Genomic DNA, 14801 nt, shown 5'->3' on the forward strand with positions numbered 1-14801 from the left:
TTCTCCGGAAAGGATCTTTAATTGTGATAATGATGAACTTGCGAAATCTGGGCTAAGAACCAGGTGACGATCAGCAGATCGGCGCAGCCTCCAGGACTGAGATTGCGTTCGATGCACTGTTGGTCGAACTGGTGCAGGTAATAGAGATCGGCGGAGGTACGAATTCCCCCTCGCTGCAATAATTTGGCGGCGTACTGCTGTAGCCAGCGCAGACCTTCAGCGCCACCACGTGAAGCGACATTGGTGTCGCCATTGATAGACATCAGCAGCAATAATGTGTCGAGTAACGCCAGTTCAGGATCGCGACCCTGAGCCAGCAGTGCGCGGTAATGCGGCAGGGCATGCTCAATGACGAGCGGATATCCCGCTTCGGCTTCACCCCGTGCACCGGTTAATCCCAGTTGCTGATAAAGACGTTGGCCAGCCGTGAGTTGTTGATTGTTATGGCGCAGTTCGCGCTCGGTCAGGCCGCGGCAAAAAGTTGCCGCCGTAGAGCAAATGGTTTCTGCTGTAACAGCCTCACTCCGCTGGTGCAGGCGGCCGATGGCGGCGCACAGCAATCCCAGTGAAAAAATACTGCCTTTATGGGTGTTCACCCCTGCGGTGGCGCGAAACATATCGGCTTCGCAAGCCATGCCTAATGGACGCAGTCCTTTCAGCACATCTTCAGACGCCGACTGAGCACTAAATGCCCCATATTCAACGAAACGCGGCAGCCAGGCCTGAATGGCCTGTGCGCTACGGTGAAAATCCTCCAGCGCCATGTCTTTATGTGCGCCGTTATTAATGCGATCCACCAGACCGGGTTTTGGCGATAAGTTGACTTCAGTCAGCATGGCGCGCCACGCCAGCGTGGCGTAGGCGTCGGGTAAATCTACAGGAAGGACTGCGGTATCAGTCGATGTTGCGGGAATCGGCATCATGTAGCAGTTCCTCCATGCGAATAAGTAAGTCAGAAAGCGCGTGGGTTTTACCCCGCGCGCATTCGGCAGCGCTTTGTCCGCACAGCAGACAGCGGCGGGCAGGGAGCGCGAAGTGACGACGAGACAGTATTTCCCCCTCAGGGGTCAGGACATCGATATCCCATAACCGTCCCAGCGGGTGCGAATGCTCAAGCTCGATAGTGGCGAGCTTGAGGTTGTTGGCCGGTGCTGCAATGGACAATAAGCCTTCCGGCCCACTGGCTGAGACCAGTGCGGTTTGCTCCCTGACCGTCCAGGCTGATTTCTCCGCCAGCGTGAGCAGGGCGGTCATACCGTGGTTAAAGATCTGGCGGGTTAATTCGCTGTCTTTAATCGGACCTGGCGCTACCACAGTAAATGAGACCAGCGGCGCACGATGGCGCGCCAGCCAGGCATGCTGCCGGGCTTGTCTCTCATCACGGCTGGTGAGCAGCTCGGGAATAGAAACAGCATTGCGGGTGGCCAGTTCAGGGAGCAGGTGCATGCTTATTCCTTCACCTGATGCACAACGTCAATCACCGAACCATCGCGATAACGCACAACGGCAATCACGCGGTCGGTGAATTCGATGGCACGAGGTTGACCGGTGAGCTGCAGCGCGCGTTCGCGCAGCCATTCGATGGATACCACTTTCATACCGGCTTCTTTCAGGCGTTCAGCCAGTTCCGGACGAGCAGGGTTAACGGCAATACCGTGGTCAGTGACCAGAATGTCAACGCTGGAACCGGGCGTTACGCAGGTCAGTACGTTATCAACCAGCGTCGGGATACGACCACGCACCAGCGGCGCGACGATGATTGAAAGCGCTGCAGCGACGGCGGTATCGCAGTGACCACCGGATGCGCCGCGCAGTACGCCATCAGAGCCGGTCAGCACGTTAACGTTGAAGTTGGTGTCTACTTCCAGGGCGCTCAGTACCACAACGTCCAGACGGTCAACCGATGCACCCTTCGAACCCCAGTTGGCATACTGGTTGGCACTGATTTCGATGTGGTTCGGATTACGCGCCAGGGATTCTGCGGCGTTACGGTCGAAGCTCTGTACGTCAAGCAGTTTGCGGATTAAGCCTTTTTCATGCAGGTCAACGATGGTGGCAGTGATGCCGCCCAGGGCAAAGTCAGCACGGATGTCGCGGCTGCGCATTTTGTCTTCCAGGAAGCGGGTAACGGCCAGTGAAGCCCCGCCGGTTCCCGTCTGCAAGGAAAAGCCTTCGTTGAAGTAACCGGAGTTGGCAATGACGTCCGCCGCGCTACGGGCAATCAGCAGTTCACGCGGGTTGGTGGTCATGCGAGTTGCATCGGCGCCGATTTTGTCAGCATCGCCGACTCTTTCGATCTGTACGATCAGATCGACCTGATCCTGTGCGATGCTGGCCGGATTGTGCGGATAGGTCAGCAGTTGTTCGGTCAGCAGGACAACCTGTTTGGCGTTTTCAGCATCAATACGGGCGTAGCCCAGTGAACCGCAGCACGCTTTACCGGTGTAGCCGTTAGCGTTACCAAATTGATCGCAGGACGGTACGCCAAGGAATGCCACATCAATGCTTAACTCGCCGCTCTGTACCAGATGTACACGACCGCCGTGAGAGTGGACCTGTACGGGTTCAGCCAGCAGACCGCGGGAGATCTCTTCAGCCAGCGGTCCGCGCAGACCGGAAGTATAAATGCGGGTAACTACACCCTGGCGAATATGTTCAACCAGCGGAGCGTGGCAGTCGCTCAGGGAACTGGAAGCCAGTGTCAGATTTTTAAAGCCCATCGCGGCGATGGTATCCATCACCAGGTTGATCGTCAGATCGCCACCGCGGAATGCGTGGTGGAAAGAGATGGTCATCCCATCCTGTAAACCGGAACGACGAATGGCGTCTTCCAGGTTAGCGCACAGCTTTTTGTCACGCGGTTTTTGCGCCTGCAAATCCCGTTTTGCGGTGCTCTGATAAGCGGAAAGTTCGCTTTCTGCATGACGACTCCAGGTCGCCACGCGATCCTGTCGTTGAGATTGTTCGATTTTCTGCGTCATTTTTTTGCCTTATTCTTCGCGAATGCCGGAAAGTTCTGCACGGGAGATAACCAGAAGGGCGCGCTCGATTACCGGGCTGTCGACCATCTTGCCGTTCAGGGAAACAACGCCACGGCCTTCGCGGGCAGCAGCTTCAGCGGCTTCTACAACCAGGCGTGCATGAGCCAGTTCTTTGCGCGTTGGCGCATACAGGTTGTGCAGGAGTTCAATCTGACGTGGGTTGATGAGCGACTTACCGTCAAAACCCAACTGTTTAATGTGCGAGGCCTCGTGCAGAAAACCGGCTTCGTTGTTAGCGTCGGAATAGACGGTATCGAAAGCCTGAATGCCTGCAGAGCGCGCGGCTTGCAAAATTGAGCAACGGGCAAACAGCAGTTCGGTACCTTCCGGTGAGCGTTCAGTTCGCAGGTTACGCACGTAGTCTTCCGCACCGAGAGCAATACCGATCAGGCGTTCGGAAGCATGTGCAATTTCCACTGCGCGGGTAATACCTAAAGGCGATTCGATAGCGGCCAGCAGACCGGTGCTGCCTGGCTCGCGACCGCAGGCTTTTTCAATGCGCAGGATTTCGCTTTCGATATCGATAACATCCTGGGCGGTATCGGTTTTCGGCAGACGAACAATGTCAGCGCCGCCGCGAACGACCGCTTCCAGGTCGTTAATACCCCATTCGGAGTCAAGGGCGTTAACACGTACGATAGTTTCAACGTCGTGATACAACGGATGTTGCAAAGCGTGATACACCAGACGACGCGCGGTATCTTTCTCACGTAACGCGACGGAATCTTCAAGGTCGAACATCAGCGCATCGGCTGGATAGATAAACGAGTTGCTGACCATTGCGGCATTGGCGCCCGGCACGAACAGCATACTGCGGCGTGTGCGGGATTTACGTTGTTGCAAAGAAGCGGAAATCACTGGCAATCCTCCCATGGCAGTGCCGGAATACCGCTGGCGCGGGCCAGTAAAGCTTCCAGTCGCGCACGTAAAATGCAGTCCAGTGCGCCTTTATCATCAACATTTAATTGCACGCCGCTTACGTTATAGCGGGACAGTACGTCCAGAATGGTGGTGCGGATGGCATCGCCAAACTGTTTTTCAACGCTACTGTTGACCTGCAGGTCAATATCCTGCGTATCGAGAGGGGCGATGCGTATCATCACATCACCAGACTCAAGAGTGCCTGCGACGGCTGCCTGCTTTATTTTCATTTTTCACCTGTTGCTAATGCGGGGGTATTTTGGCGGACTACCGCGCCCGATGAGGCCCGTTCAACCATGCTTTGCAGATAGTGCAGAGTGGCTTCTGGTACCAGGGAGGCGATAGCCGTGAGATCTTTTTTAACCAGCAGCTTGCGCACCCAGGAGGCGGAAATCGGCATCTCCTGGAAGCACAGCCGCTCAATTTCCACCAGTTCAATCGGTGGGGCGGGGAGCGTTGGGGTCTCCAGCCAGTAACGCATATCGTTGTTGTACTGGGAGGTGACGGTGCAATACGGTTCAGTACCGACGAAGCGGTGCGTGACGCCAAGTGCCGGGGCCAGGTATTGGCGGAAGATTTTCAGGTCTATTTCGGTGTAGCAGTGGTTAATAACACTCTGCTCTTTAATGAAGTAGCATGGGAAAGTGGCACGGGAAATGATGTATTCCGATCCGCGATGCACGGTTAAACGCGGAATATCTTTGGTTCCTTTGAGTACCAGGTCCAGCCGATCTTCATAGGGAAAGCGTGAGGTGTCTTCTTTTACTAAAAACAGATGCAGCCAGTCGCACTGCGCGGCTGCCTGCTGGATCAGAAAACGGTGGCCGTTGGTGAACGGGTTGGCGTTCATGACGATGCAGCCAATTTTTTGCCCTTCATGGCGCTGTTTGGCCAGCGATTCGGCGTAACGTTTCAGGCGAGTGGTACTGTTTTCCATCAGCACCATAATGCCTGGTACGCTGGTGAGCGTAGAAAAACCACACTGTTTAAACAGCGACTCATACTCGGTTTTGGTATAGATGAAGAGGTGAGTGCAGTGCCGCTCATAGGCGAGATTGATTAGCTCAGTAGCCAGCGTCAGCGCTAAGCCTTCACCGCGTACGGATTCACAGATCGCGACGCATTTAATGATATTTCCAGCGATGCCACCACAGGCAATGAGGCGGTCTTCACGGGTGACGGTGATAAATACTTCAACGGTAGTGTCAACGCTCAAATCATTCTCTTTCAGAAATTGAGCGATAACCGCCATCTTTTTATTTTCTGAGCGTTTAACTTGCGTGAATATATTATTACCTAACATAGTAAAAAGAGCCCCGATGCTATATTTGTTACTGGGTTTCTGTTTTTGTTGCTCTGTTTAGCAACCTGATAACGTTTTTTTTGCAATTGAAGGGAATTGTTTTTTATTACGGAGTATTTCTTTTTTTCCCTGCTGTATACATCGTAAGGAGTATTTTGGAGGCAAATTTTGATTTATTTCACAATAAGTTAGAAGGTTTTAATGTGTTTTATGGTTTTAAGTTTTTTAATTAATTTAATCACCATTCGCGGTGTGGTTTTTATTTGTTTAATTGATTTAAGGTGGGGAATCTGTAACGATCCTGCTTTATTCTTCAACTTGTGAATAGAACATTTTTATTACAAATACAAAATAAGTTGTTGGTTAACGTCGGCAAGGAAAGTTTATGGTAATCCAGAAAAATAAAACACGGTTTTCTTTTTTTCGCAGGCTGGCGTTTCCATTACGTATTTTTCTGCTTATCCTGGTAGTTTCCATTCTTATCATTGCGGCACTGGCAAAATACTTCACCGCCAGCTTTGAAGATTATCTGGCGACGCATGTCCGCGACATGGCGATGAACCAGGCGAAGATCATCGCTTCCAATGACAGCGTTATCGCCGCAGTCAAACACCGCGATTATCAGCGTCTTGCGACCATTGCCGACAAACTGCAAAGTGGAACGGATTTTGACTATGTCGTAATCGGAGACAATCACTCGATTCGTCTTTACCATCCGAACCCGGAAAAGATTGGCTACCCGATGCAGTTCACCAAGCCGGGAGCTTTAGAAAAAGGGGAAAGTTATTTCATTACCGGTAAAGGATCTATCGGGATGGCGATGCGAGCGAAAACCCCCATCTTTGATGATGATGGCAAGATTATTGGTGTTGTCTCAATAGGATACCTGATTAGCAAAATTGATAGCTGGCGTTCGGATTTCTTATTGCCGATGGCCGGGGTGTTTATTCTGCTGCTACTGTTACTCATGCTGCTCTCCTGGTTTTTTGCTGCACACATCCGCCGTCAGATGCTCGGTATGGAACCCAAGCAAATTGCTCGCGTGGTCCGTCAGCAGGAAGCGCTGTTTAGCTCAGTGTATGAAGGTTTGATTGCCGTTGATCCTGAAGGATTCATCACGGCAATTAATCGCAGTGCGAGAAAAATGCTGGGGCTGTCATCGCCAGGACGGCAATGGCTGGGAAAACCGATTGATGAGGTTGTTCAGCCCGCGGACTTCTTTACTCAGCAGATTGCGGAGAAACGTCAGGATGCGATGGTGAATTTTAATGGGTTGAGCGTTATTGCCAACCGTGAAGCTATCCGCTCTGGTGACGAATTACTTGGGGCGATTATCAGTTTTCGCAGCAAAGATGAAATTGCTACCCTCAATGCGCAATTAACGCAAATTAAACAATACGTTGAGAGCCTGAGAACGCTACGCCATGAACACCTGAACTGGATGTCTACGCTCAACGGCCTGCTGCAGATGAAAGAGTACGATCGGGTGCTGGAGATGGTTCAGGGAGAATCTCAGGCTCAGCAGCAGCTCATCGATAGTTTACGCGGCTCATTTGCCGATCGTCAGGTTGCTGGTTTGCTGTTTGGTAAAGTGCAGCGTGCGCGGGAATTAGGGTTAAAAATGATCATTGTTCCCGGTAGTCAACTACATCAACTCCCTGAGGGGCTGGATAGCACAGAGTTTGCAGCAATTGTTGGTAATCTGCTTGATAATGCATTTGAGGCCAGCTTACGTACCCAGCAAGGGAATAAGGTCATCGAACTCTTTTTGAGCGATGAAGGGGATGAGGTGATCATAGAAGTGGCCGATCAGGGCTGCGGTGTGCCGGAAGCATTGCGTGAAAAAATATTTGAACAGGGTGTGAGTACCCGTACCGATGAACCAGGTGAACATGGCATCGGTTTGTATCTGATTGCAAGTTATGTGAGGCGCTGTGACGGGGTTATTACACTCGAAGATAATGATCCCTGCGGTACTTTATTTTCTCTATTTCTTCCGAAAGTGAAAAAAAACGATGACGGAACCATTAACGCTATTGATCGTTGAGGATGAAACGCTACTGGCGGAAATGCATGCTGAATATATTCGCCATATACCTGGCTTCAGCCAGATATGGCTGGCGGGTAATCTTGAGCAGGCGAGGATGATGATTGAGCGTTTCAAGCCGGGGTTGATTCTTCTGGACAACTATTTACCGGACGGCAAGGGCATCACCTTACTACATGAGCTGACCCAGGCGCGTTATCCTGGCGGTGTGGTGTTTACGACGGCTGCCAGCGATATGGACACAGTTTCAGAAGCCGTGCGTAGCGGGGCTTTTGATTACCTGGTTAAACCGATTGCTTATGAGCGCCTGGGACAGACGCTTACGCGCTATCAGCAGCGCAGACGCATGCTGGCAGGTAACGACAGCGCCAGTCAGCGACAGATTGATGAAATGTTTAATGCCTACGCGCGCGGAGAGCCGAAAGGGGATCTGCCCACGGGTATTGATGCCTTAACGCTGAATGCGGTGTTGAAATTATTTACCGACCCAACGGTACATCATACAGCGGAAACGGTAGCACAGGCGTTAACCATCAGTCGCACAACCTCAAGACGTTACCTGGAATATTGTGCCGGCCGCCATTTGATTATTGCGGAGATTATTCACGGTAAGGTAGGAAGGCCGCAGCGTATTTACCACGGTGGCTGATACCGTCATCCTTTAAGCTGCCTCTTTGCTGGCTGCCTTTAGAAACCCCAGTCACATCGTTATCTATATGTGACTGGGGATGTCCTCACTTGCTGCCTCAATGCAGCTTAAATGATTTTGCGTATCAAGGTCGGATATTAACTGGTCGCGTTAACCACCAATTACAGCGGATGTTGCAGGCACCATCACTTCAGTTGCGATAATCACAATCAACAACCCGACCATGACCGGAACAGAAGTCCGTTTTACCACTTCAAACGGTGAAATCTTCGCCATGCCCGCGACAGCCACAACCACGCCAGATACCGGGGAAATTGTGCGTCCAAGGTTTGATGCTTGCAGCATCGGGATGGAGAGGTATGCCGGGTTAATACCGGAAGAGTGTGCCAGTTTAGGGATCATCTCAACGAAGGCATAGAATGGCGCGTTACCGGAGCCGGTGGTCATTGCTGCCAACATGGTCAGAATAACCAGTACCAGCATCAGAATAATACTTGCTGAACCAAACGATGTAGCGATAGAAATCAGACTCTGGATAAAGCCGATAGTGCTGAGACCCTGGGCAAAAACACCGGCCGCGACTAACAGCATAACCACGTTAGCAAAGGCATCCGCCATTCCGCGATAGGCGACTTCCAGACCTGAGAACACCTTCTGGGTATTGAATCCACGCACAAACTCCAGAACCGCAGCGATGAGCATGCAGAGGACCAGAATAGTGATGATGTGCAATTGTGGACCCCATTTGCCATCAAAAATCAGTACGCCAACGATAGGGGTAAACGGCAAAATGGCATAAAAAGACGGAGCAGTTGTGGTGATCTCGGCCACGTCTAACATTTCGTGTGAGATGTTCTCTTTTTTATCCAGATAGCGCTGCCAGAAAAAGTGCGCAATAGCCATACCGATAATGGCGGCGATGGAAATTGGCAATGTTGTTTTAAACGCGAAGTCGATCAGCGGCATTTCTGCTGCTTTTGCTGCCAGAACCACATCCCCTGAGGTTGGAGAAAGAATGATGGCGGCAGGAGATGCACAAATGGCTGCTGCAGCACCGCGGCTGATTCCAACGTTAACCATGACCGGAAATAGCGTCGCCATCAATAATACACCCAGCCCTGTCGCGGAGGAGACCGCCAGTGACATCAGGCAGGCAACAAAATAAGCGGCAATCATCAGAATATAAGGCGAGTTGATATATTGCAGAGGTTTCGAGGCCAGCTTAACGACCATATCGTTCGCGCCAATATGCGTCATATAGGCGGCAAAACCGCATAGCATCATAATCATCATGCCGAGATCGCCACCACGGCTCATCAGCAAAATTTTAATATATTCAACAATGTCTGTCGCTGTATAGCCAGTCGTTGCCGCGCTGGAAGGCAGAACTTTGTGTCCCATCAGGGCGCTGACAATCAGTAAAACCAGACCACCGACAAATAGTACACCGGTCGCCGAATAACCTTTAATGATGTAGCGTGCTACACCCACAATAACCACAACCCCAATAAGGAGTTCAATAAATGTCAACATTGTTTCCCCTGTCGCGTAAACGCCCAGAAAGTAAAAAATAAAAAAGAGCATAAAGTGGAGTCAGAATGTGCCTAATAAACGGTCATCGCTTGCTGATTAAAATCAATAAAGATACGGATTAAACCGATGGCCAAGGCATTTTTCAAACATAGCCGATGAAAAGGGAATATCGCAATAAAAAAAGAGTGAGGTGCAGTTGTTGTACGTTATTTGATGCGTTATTGATATTATTGTGTTAATAAATTGTAGAATTATTTGGAGGGTACTCGTAAAACAAGCAATCCAGGTTAATAAAAGTTACGAGTTACATGCGAAAAGGCTTAGTAAATATATGGATAATAACCATTAAATTATACGCTATAGAATAATCTGATTTTTTAAAATAGTATTTTTTGTTAAGCTGTCATTAAGGTTGAGTTTGCTACAATTAATCTTAAATTTCTGGACGGTAATTAAGTTGTGATTGTCGCTAAACGATATTTATTCATTTTTTCATTTCTTTTTATTCAGTTAACTATTATTCCTCAGGCCTATGCGGAAGATAAAGGCTGGTTTGATACTTTTAAAGATAATGTCAGTGAAACCTGGCAGCAGCCGGAACATTATGAGCTGTATGTGCCCGCTATTACCTGGCATGCGCGCTTTGCCTACGATAAAGATAAAACAGATCGCTACAATGAACGTCCCTGGGGGGCTGGATTTGGTCAGTCGCGTTGGGACGATAAAGGCAACTGGCACGGACTTTATATTATGGCCTTTAAGGACTCCTACAATAAGTGGGAGCCGATTGGCGGCTATGGCTGGGAAAAAACCTGGCGACCACTGGTTGATGATAACTTCCATATGGGATTGGGTTTTACGGCGGGCATGACGGCTCGTGATAACTGGAACTACATCCCGGTGCCCGTGTTGCTGCCGCTGGCATCAATCGGTTATGGCCCGGCAACGTTTCAGATGACCTACATTCCAGGAACGTATAACAACGGAAATGTCTACTTTGCCTGGCTACGTTTCCAGTTTTAAGGGGCTACCTGTATTGTCAGTTGGAATATTAAAATCCCTTTAATAACAAAATGATATGAACTTTACCTGAAAAATAACGCGACATTTATCACTTTTTGGCAAGGTTTGACTGGACAAACAGCACCACAATTGTTGTACTGATACCCGACACAGCATTTGTGTCTATTTTTCATGTAAAGGTAATTTTGATGTCTAAGATTAAAGGTAACGTTAAGTGGTTTAATGAGTCCAAAGGATTCGGTTTCATTACTCCGGAAGATGGCAGCAAAGACGTGTTCGTACACTTCTCTGCAATCCAGACCAATGGTTTTAAAACTCTGGCTGAAGGTCAGCGTGTAGAGTTCGAAATCACTAACGGTGCCAAAGGCCCTTCTGCTGCAAACGTAACCGCTCTGTAAGCATACGACAGCAAGAATTCAAAACCCGCTTAATTGCGGGTTTTTTTTGTCTTCAATGTGCGGTGGAGGCGGAAACCAACCAGAATGCCAGTGCCGTCATCGCAAACGACCCCAGCAGATTAATCAGCACATTCACCATCGCCCAGCCAAAGCGTCCATCCTGCAGTAAAAACACCACTTCTGCGGAGAATGTAGAGAATGTTGTCAGCCCTCCACAAAAGCCCGTGGTAATTAGCACTTTCCACATTGGGTCAATGTGGGTCATGCGATTGAACCACGCCAGCCCCATGCCAATGATAAACGCGCCAATAAGGTTTGCAGCCAGCGTACCTAAGGGAATGGCTTGATGAAGCGGGTTAAACCGCATACTCAACATCCATCTTGCAACGCTACCTGTACCACCACCTATAAAAACAGCTAATAGAAGTTGTAACACGGCATAATCCTGCTATTTGATTTTATACTCATCATACTTCAGGTTGTTGATGCGTTGACTGCGCACTTTCATCCCAGTCACATAGTTATCAATGCGCCAGGGGACTTGTGCGCTTGCCGCAACCTGAAGTATGTAGAGTATACAGGGCGAATGTAACGCTGAGTCATTATTGTTGATGAGCTTAACAAATTTTTCTGGAGGGAATATGTTCGTTGCAGCAGGGCAATTTGCCGTCGGTCCCTCATGGGAGAAAAATGCAGAAACGTGCGCCTTATTGATGTCACAGGCTGCCAGAGAGGGCGTATCGTTGCTGGTACTGCCTGAAGCACTGCTGGCTCGTGACGATCTTGACCCGGATCTGTCCGTGAAGTCTGCTCAACTATTAGAGGGGGGATTTCTGACGCGGTTGTTACGTGAAAGCGCACAAAACGATATGACAACGATTCTGACCATTCATGTACCTTCATTGCCTGCCCGGGCGTTTAACATGTTAGTTGCTCTACGAAGAGGAAAGGTTGTTGCCCATTATGCGAAATTGCATCTCTACGATGCCTTTTCGATTCAGGAGTCGCGTAATGTGGATGCAGGCGACGCCATAGCGCCGCTGTTGGACGTAGACGGGTTAAAGGTAGGGTTAATGACCTGCTATGACTTACGCTTTCCTGAGCTGGCGTTAGCCCTCGCTTTGCAGGGGGCAGAAATCCTCGTCTTACCTGCGGCATGGGTTAGGGGATCTATGAAAGAACATCACTGGGCTACGCTGCTGGCGGCAAGAGCGCTGGATGCCACCTGCTACTTGATTGCGGCAGGAGAGTGCGGTAATAAGAATATCGGTCAAAGCCGGGTGATCGATCCCTTTGGCGTGACCATTGCTGCCGCTGCAGAGACACCCGCGCTGATTATGACAGAGGTTTCTGCTGAGCGGGTGAGGCAAGTCAGGGCTCAACTTCCGGTGTTACGTAACCGGCGCTTTGCGCCACCGCAATTATTATGACGTTTTTTTAAACAAGGCTTGATTCACCTTGTTACAGATTGCTATTGTGTGCGCGCGTCGAAAGGCCGTTAATATTCTCAGGTTAATATGGCGCTTATGCAGCCTGGTTTAAGTCAAGAAGGTATCTATGGGTGAGATTAGTATTACCAAACTGCTGGTGGTTGCCGCACTGGTCGTTCTGCTGTTTGGTACCAAGAAGTTACGTACACTGGGTGGAGACCTGGGAACGGCAATTAAAGGCTTCAAAAAAGCGATGAACGATGAAAATGCCGATGCGAAGAAAGATGCTGACGGTAGCGTTCAGGCTGAGAAGCTTTCTCATAAAGAGTAATGTCTGGAAGACCATTGCTCTGCATGAAAAAAAACCGGCAATTTGCCGGTTTTTTATTGCTGAAATGTAAGCGAGTATTACGCGATTACTTAACTTCCAGCCCTTTTGCCTGCATATCTGCATGGTAAGAAGAGCGAACAAACGGACCGCAGGCGGCATGGGTAAAGCCCATCGCCATTGCTTCGGCTTTCATTTCATCAAACTCATCCGGGCTAACATAGCGCTGAACCGGCAAATGGTGACGGCTTGGCTGCAAATACTGCCCCAGCGTCAACATCGTTACGCCATGACGGCGCAGATCGCGCATAACTTCAATGATTTCGGCATTGGTTTCACCCAGACCCACCATCAGACCTGATTTGGTTGGGATCTCCGGATGCGCTTCTTTGAAACGTTCCAGAAGTTTCAGCGACCAGTTGTAATCAGCACCCGGACGAACGTTGCGGTAAATACGCGGCACGTTCTCGAGGTTGTGGTTGAATACATCTGGCGGGGTTGCCGTAAGGATATCCAGCGCGCGATCCATACGACCACGGAAGTCCGGTACCAGCGTTTCGATTTTAATCGTAGGGCTTTTCTCACGGATAGCAGTGATGCAGTCAGCAAAGTGCTGAGCGCCACCATCACGCAGATCGTCACGGTCGACTGAGGTGATGACGACATAGCGTAGCGCCATGTCTGCAATTGTCTGAGCCAGTTTTAATGGTTCGTTGGCATCAGGGGCAACCGGACGTCCATGGGCAACGTCACAGAACGGACACCGGCGGGTACAAATTGCGCCGAGGATCATAAAGGTTGCGGTTCCGTGATTGAAACATTCAGCCAGGTTAGGGCAGGAAGCTTCTTCGCACACAGAGTGCAGGCCATTTTTGCGCATTGCTGCTTTGATGCCCTGGATGCGAGTGGAGTCCGCTGGAAGTTTTATTTTCATCCATTCCGGTTTACGCAGCAGGGCTTCGCGCTCTGTTGCCACATTTTTTACCGGGATAAGAGCCATCTTATCGGCATCGCGGTATTTAACACCGCGTTCCATCACAATGGGTTTACTCATAGCGTGCGTGTTCCAGTTGCGAATAACGAAGGAAAGCGTTTCAATTCAAGGGAATGTTGTATTTATCAACTATTTTTGAATTAGTGATACGCAGTATATCATTGAAACGGGCCATAAAGCAGCCTGACAGGCTGGCAAAATGTAAAATAGTTGTTGTTTTGTGCCATTTGCCCAACATTTGCTGTGGCAAAGTATGCCCCGCTTTTCAGACGTCACTTTGATCGTATGACCTGTCATATCCAGGTCCTTCAATGCGCACGTTTAGTCCGATATATATTCATGAGGCGGGTTGCCCAGCAGCGCTAAGATGTTTGCTAACAAGCGAGGGCGGACGCTCTCTGTTGTTGCATTACTATCCCACTGCGATACCTTCGCCATCTCCATCCCGGCATAGCCGCAAGGATTGATGCGCTGGAAAGGTGACAAATCCATATCCACATTTAACGCTAAACCGTGAAATGAACATCCTTTACGGATACGTAACCCTAACGAGCAGATTTTCTTTTCACCAACATAAACGCCTGGCGCGTCGGCTCGCGGGTGAGCGTCGATGCCCATTTCAGCAAGGGTGTTAACAACAGTGTTTTCCAGCAGCGTGACCAGTTCGCGTACACCCAGCTTACGTCGCTTCAGGTTCAACAGAACATACATAACCTGCTGGCCTGGTCCGTGGTATGTCACCTGACCGCCACGGTCGCTCTGGATAACCGGAATATCCCCCGGCATCAGTACGTGCTCTGCTTTACCTGCCTGACCCTGAGTAAAGACAGGATAATGCTCTACCAGCCAGATTTCGTCATGGCTGTTTTCATCGCGGGTATCGGTGAATTCGTGCATGGCCAGAGAGACTGGCTCGTAAGGCTGAAGACCAAGCTGGCGGACAAGAATTTTATCCTGATACAAAACGGCATCTCCGTAGATACTCGTCGTCTTTCAAGTGGCAGGTAGGGTGTTGGCGCTAACTCACACCAGTCACTTACTTGAATAAGCTCCCGGGGATTCGCTGTCTTACCGTCTTACTGCAACTCGAAATTCAGAGTAGAGAATGTAAAAGAGGGGAAAAGTATATCACAG

Annotated in this window: 16 protein-coding genes; 6 read left to right on the forward strand and 10 right to left on the reverse strand. The window is 49.9% G+C overall.

Translation table 11 applies throughout. From position 1 onward, the window contains the following. Positions 1-17 precede the first annotated feature (17 nt). From citG to citC, 6 genes are read right to left on the reverse strand one after another with little or no spacing between them, the layout of a single operon-like run. The gene (citG, locus tag AACS05_RS05975) at positions 18-923 is read right to left on the reverse strand and encodes a triphosphoribosyl-dephospho-CoA synthase CitG (RefSeq protein ID WP_045441018.1); all 906 of its coding nucleotides are present in this window, start codon (positions 921-923) and stop codon (positions 18-20) included. Beyond that, positions 895-1446: a citrate lyase holo-[acyl-carrier protein] synthase gene (gene citX, locus AACS05_RS05980; RefSeq protein WP_045441019.1), complete on the reverse strand. Its 552-nt coding sequence runs from the start codon at positions 1444-1446 to the stop codon at positions 895-897. The genes citG and citX overlap by 29 nt, the downstream gene beginning before the upstream one ends. A gap of 2 nt (positions 1447-1448) precedes the next feature. Further along, positions 1449-2981, reverse strand: a complete 1533-nt coding sequence (gene citF / locus AACS05_RS05985) for a citrate lyase subunit alpha (RefSeq protein ID WP_045441020.1) — start codon at positions 2979-2981, stop codon at positions 1449-1451. Positions 2982-2990: 9 nt separating this feature from the next. Continuing rightward, positions 2991-3899: an aldolase/citrate lyase family protein gene (locus tag AACS05_RS05990; RefSeq protein ID WP_045441021.1), complete on the reverse strand. Its 909-nt coding sequence runs from the start codon at positions 3897-3899 to the stop codon at positions 2991-2993. Then, the gene (gene citD / locus AACS05_RS05995) at positions 3896-4192 is read right to left on the reverse strand and encodes a citrate lyase acyl carrier protein (RefSeq protein ID WP_045441022.1); all 297 of its coding nucleotides are present in this window, start codon (positions 4190-4192) and stop codon (positions 3896-3898) included. Before citD ends, AACS05_RS05990 begins: the two co-directional genes overlap by 4 nt. Next, positions 4189-5265, reverse strand: coding sequence for a [citrate (pro-3S)-lyase] ligase (gene citC, locus AACS05_RS06000; RefSeq protein ID WP_045441023.1), 1077 nt, complete (start codon positions 5263-5265; stop codon positions 4189-4191). Before citC ends, citD begins: the two co-directional genes overlap by 4 nt. A gap of 385 nt (positions 5266-5650) precedes the next feature. On the opposite strand from citC, the gene dpiB reads away from it, so the two are divergent. Both dpiB and dpiA read left to right on the forward strand, forming a co-directional pair. Next, the gene (gene dpiB, locus AACS05_RS06005; RefSeq protein WP_045441024.1) at positions 5651-7312 is read left to right on the forward strand and encodes a sensor histidine kinase DpiB; all 1662 of its coding nucleotides are present in this window, start codon (positions 5651-5653) and stop codon (positions 7310-7312) included. Continuing rightward, positions 7281-7961: a two-component response regulator DpiA gene (dpiA, locus tag AACS05_RS06010; protein ID WP_045441025.1), complete on the forward strand. Its 681-nt coding sequence runs from the start codon at positions 7281-7283 to the stop codon at positions 7959-7961. The genes dpiB and dpiA overlap by 32 nt, the downstream gene beginning before the upstream one ends. Before the next feature lie 150 nt (positions 7962-8111). Here the strand turns inward: dpiA and dcuC are convergent, their stop codons facing one another. Next, positions 8112-9494, reverse strand: a complete 1383-nt coding sequence (gene dcuC, locus AACS05_RS06015) for an anaerobic C4-dicarboxylate transporter DcuC (protein ID WP_045441026.1) — start codon at positions 9492-9494, stop codon at positions 8112-8114. A 459-nt stretch (positions 9495-9953) separates the two neighbouring features. On the opposite strand from dcuC, the gene pagP reads away from it, so the two are divergent. Both pagP and cspE read left to right on the forward strand, forming a co-directional pair. After that, entirely contained in the window at positions 9954-10517 is a 564-nt protein-coding gene (gene pagP / locus AACS05_RS06020; protein ID WP_045441027.1) for a lipid IV(A) palmitoyltransferase PagP, read from the forward strand. A 188-nt stretch (positions 10518-10705) separates the two neighbouring features. Further along, positions 10706-10915 carry a transcription antiterminator/RNA stability regulator CspE gene (cspE, locus tag AACS05_RS06025; protein ID WP_000034826.1) on the forward strand — a complete coding sequence of 70 codons (210 nt, stop codon included), beginning with the start codon at positions 10706-10708 and terminating at the stop codon, positions 10913-10915. Between the two features lie 52 nt (positions 10916-10967). Here the strand turns inward: cspE and crcB are convergent, their stop codons facing one another. Further along, positions 10968-11351: a fluoride efflux transporter CrcB gene (crcB, locus tag AACS05_RS06030; protein WP_045441028.1), complete on the reverse strand. Its 384-nt coding sequence runs from the start codon at positions 11349-11351 to the stop codon at positions 10968-10970. Positions 11352-11556: 205 nt separating this feature from the next. Between crcB and AACS05_RS06035 the strand changes: the two genes are divergently transcribed. Together AACS05_RS06035 and tatE are read left to right on the forward strand one after the other, a co-directional pair. Further along, complete coding sequence (locus AACS05_RS06035) at positions 11557-12345, forward strand: deaminated glutathione amidase (protein WP_045441029.1); 789 nt, start codon at positions 11557-11559, stop codon at positions 12343-12345. Positions 12346-12472: 127 nt separating this feature from the next. Continuing rightward, positions 12473-12676: a twin-arginine translocase subunit TatE gene (gene tatE / locus AACS05_RS06040; RefSeq protein ID WP_045441030.1), complete on the forward strand. Its 204-nt coding sequence runs from the start codon at positions 12473-12475 to the stop codon at positions 12674-12676. 85 nt (positions 12677-12761) lie between these two features. Here tatE and lipA read toward each other — a convergent pair whose 3' ends face one another. Further along, entirely contained in the window at positions 12762-13727 is a 966-nt protein-coding gene (gene lipA / locus AACS05_RS06045) for a lipoyl synthase (protein WP_045441031.1), read from the reverse strand. A gap of 261 nt (positions 13728-13988) precedes the next feature. Continuing rightward, a complete protein-coding gene (lipB, locus tag AACS05_RS06050; protein WP_045441032.1) occupies positions 13989-14630 on the reverse strand; it encodes a lipoyl(octanoyl) transferase LipB in 642 nt (213 codons plus the stop codon). Positions 14631-14801 lie beyond the last annotated feature (171 nt).

Source organism: Citrobacter sp. S-77, from assembly GCF_963864895.1.
GTDB lineage: Bacteria > Pseudomonadota > Gammaproteobacteria > Enterobacterales > Enterobacteriaceae > Citrobacter > Citrobacter murliniae.

Excerpts from the sequence above, each read along its gene's own strand:
- AACS05_RS06035 (WP_045441029.1), top strand. The coding sequence starts at position 11,557 with ATGTTCGTTGCAGCAGGGCAATTTGCCGTCGGTCCCTCATGGGAGAAA.
- dpiA (WP_045441025.1), top strand. The coding sequence starts at position 7,281 with ATGACGGAACCATTAACGCTATTGATCGTTGAGGATGAAACGCTACTG.
- lipA (WP_045441031.1), bottom strand. The coding sequence starts at position 13,727 with ATGAGTAAACCCATTGTGATGGAACGCGGTGTTAAATACCGCGATGCC.
- tatE (WP_045441030.1), top strand. The coding sequence starts at position 12,473 with ATGGGTGAGATTAGTATTACCAAACTGCTGGTGGTTGCCGCACTGGTC.
- dcuC (WP_045441026.1), bottom strand. The coding sequence starts at position 9,494 with ATGTTGACATTTATTGAACTCCTTATTGGGGTTGTGGTTATTGTGGGT.
- citC (WP_045441023.1), bottom strand. The coding sequence starts at position 5,265 with ATGTTAGGTAATAATATATTCACGCAAGTTAAACGCTCAGAAAATAAA.
- citX (WP_045441019.1), bottom strand. The coding sequence starts at position 1,446 with ATGCACCTGCTCCCTGAACTGGCCACCCGCAATGCTGTTTCTATTCCC.
- citF (WP_045441020.1), bottom strand. The coding sequence starts at position 2,981 with ATGACGCAGAAAATCGAACAATCTCAACGACAGGATCGCGTGGCGACC.
- citG (WP_045441018.1), bottom strand. The coding sequence starts at position 923 with ATGATGCCGATTCCCGCAACATCGACTGATACCGCAGTCCTTCCTGTA.
- dpiB (WP_045441024.1), top strand. The coding sequence starts at position 5,651 with ATGGTAATCCAGAAAAATAAAACACGGTTTTCTTTTTTTCGCAGGCTG.
- cspE (WP_000034826.1), top strand. The coding sequence starts at position 10,706 with ATGTCTAAGATTAAAGGTAACGTTAAGTGGTTTAATGAGTCCAAAGGA.
- citD (WP_045441022.1), bottom strand. The coding sequence starts at position 4,192 with ATGAAAATAAAGCAGGCAGCCGTCGCAGGCACTCTTGAGTCTGGTGAT.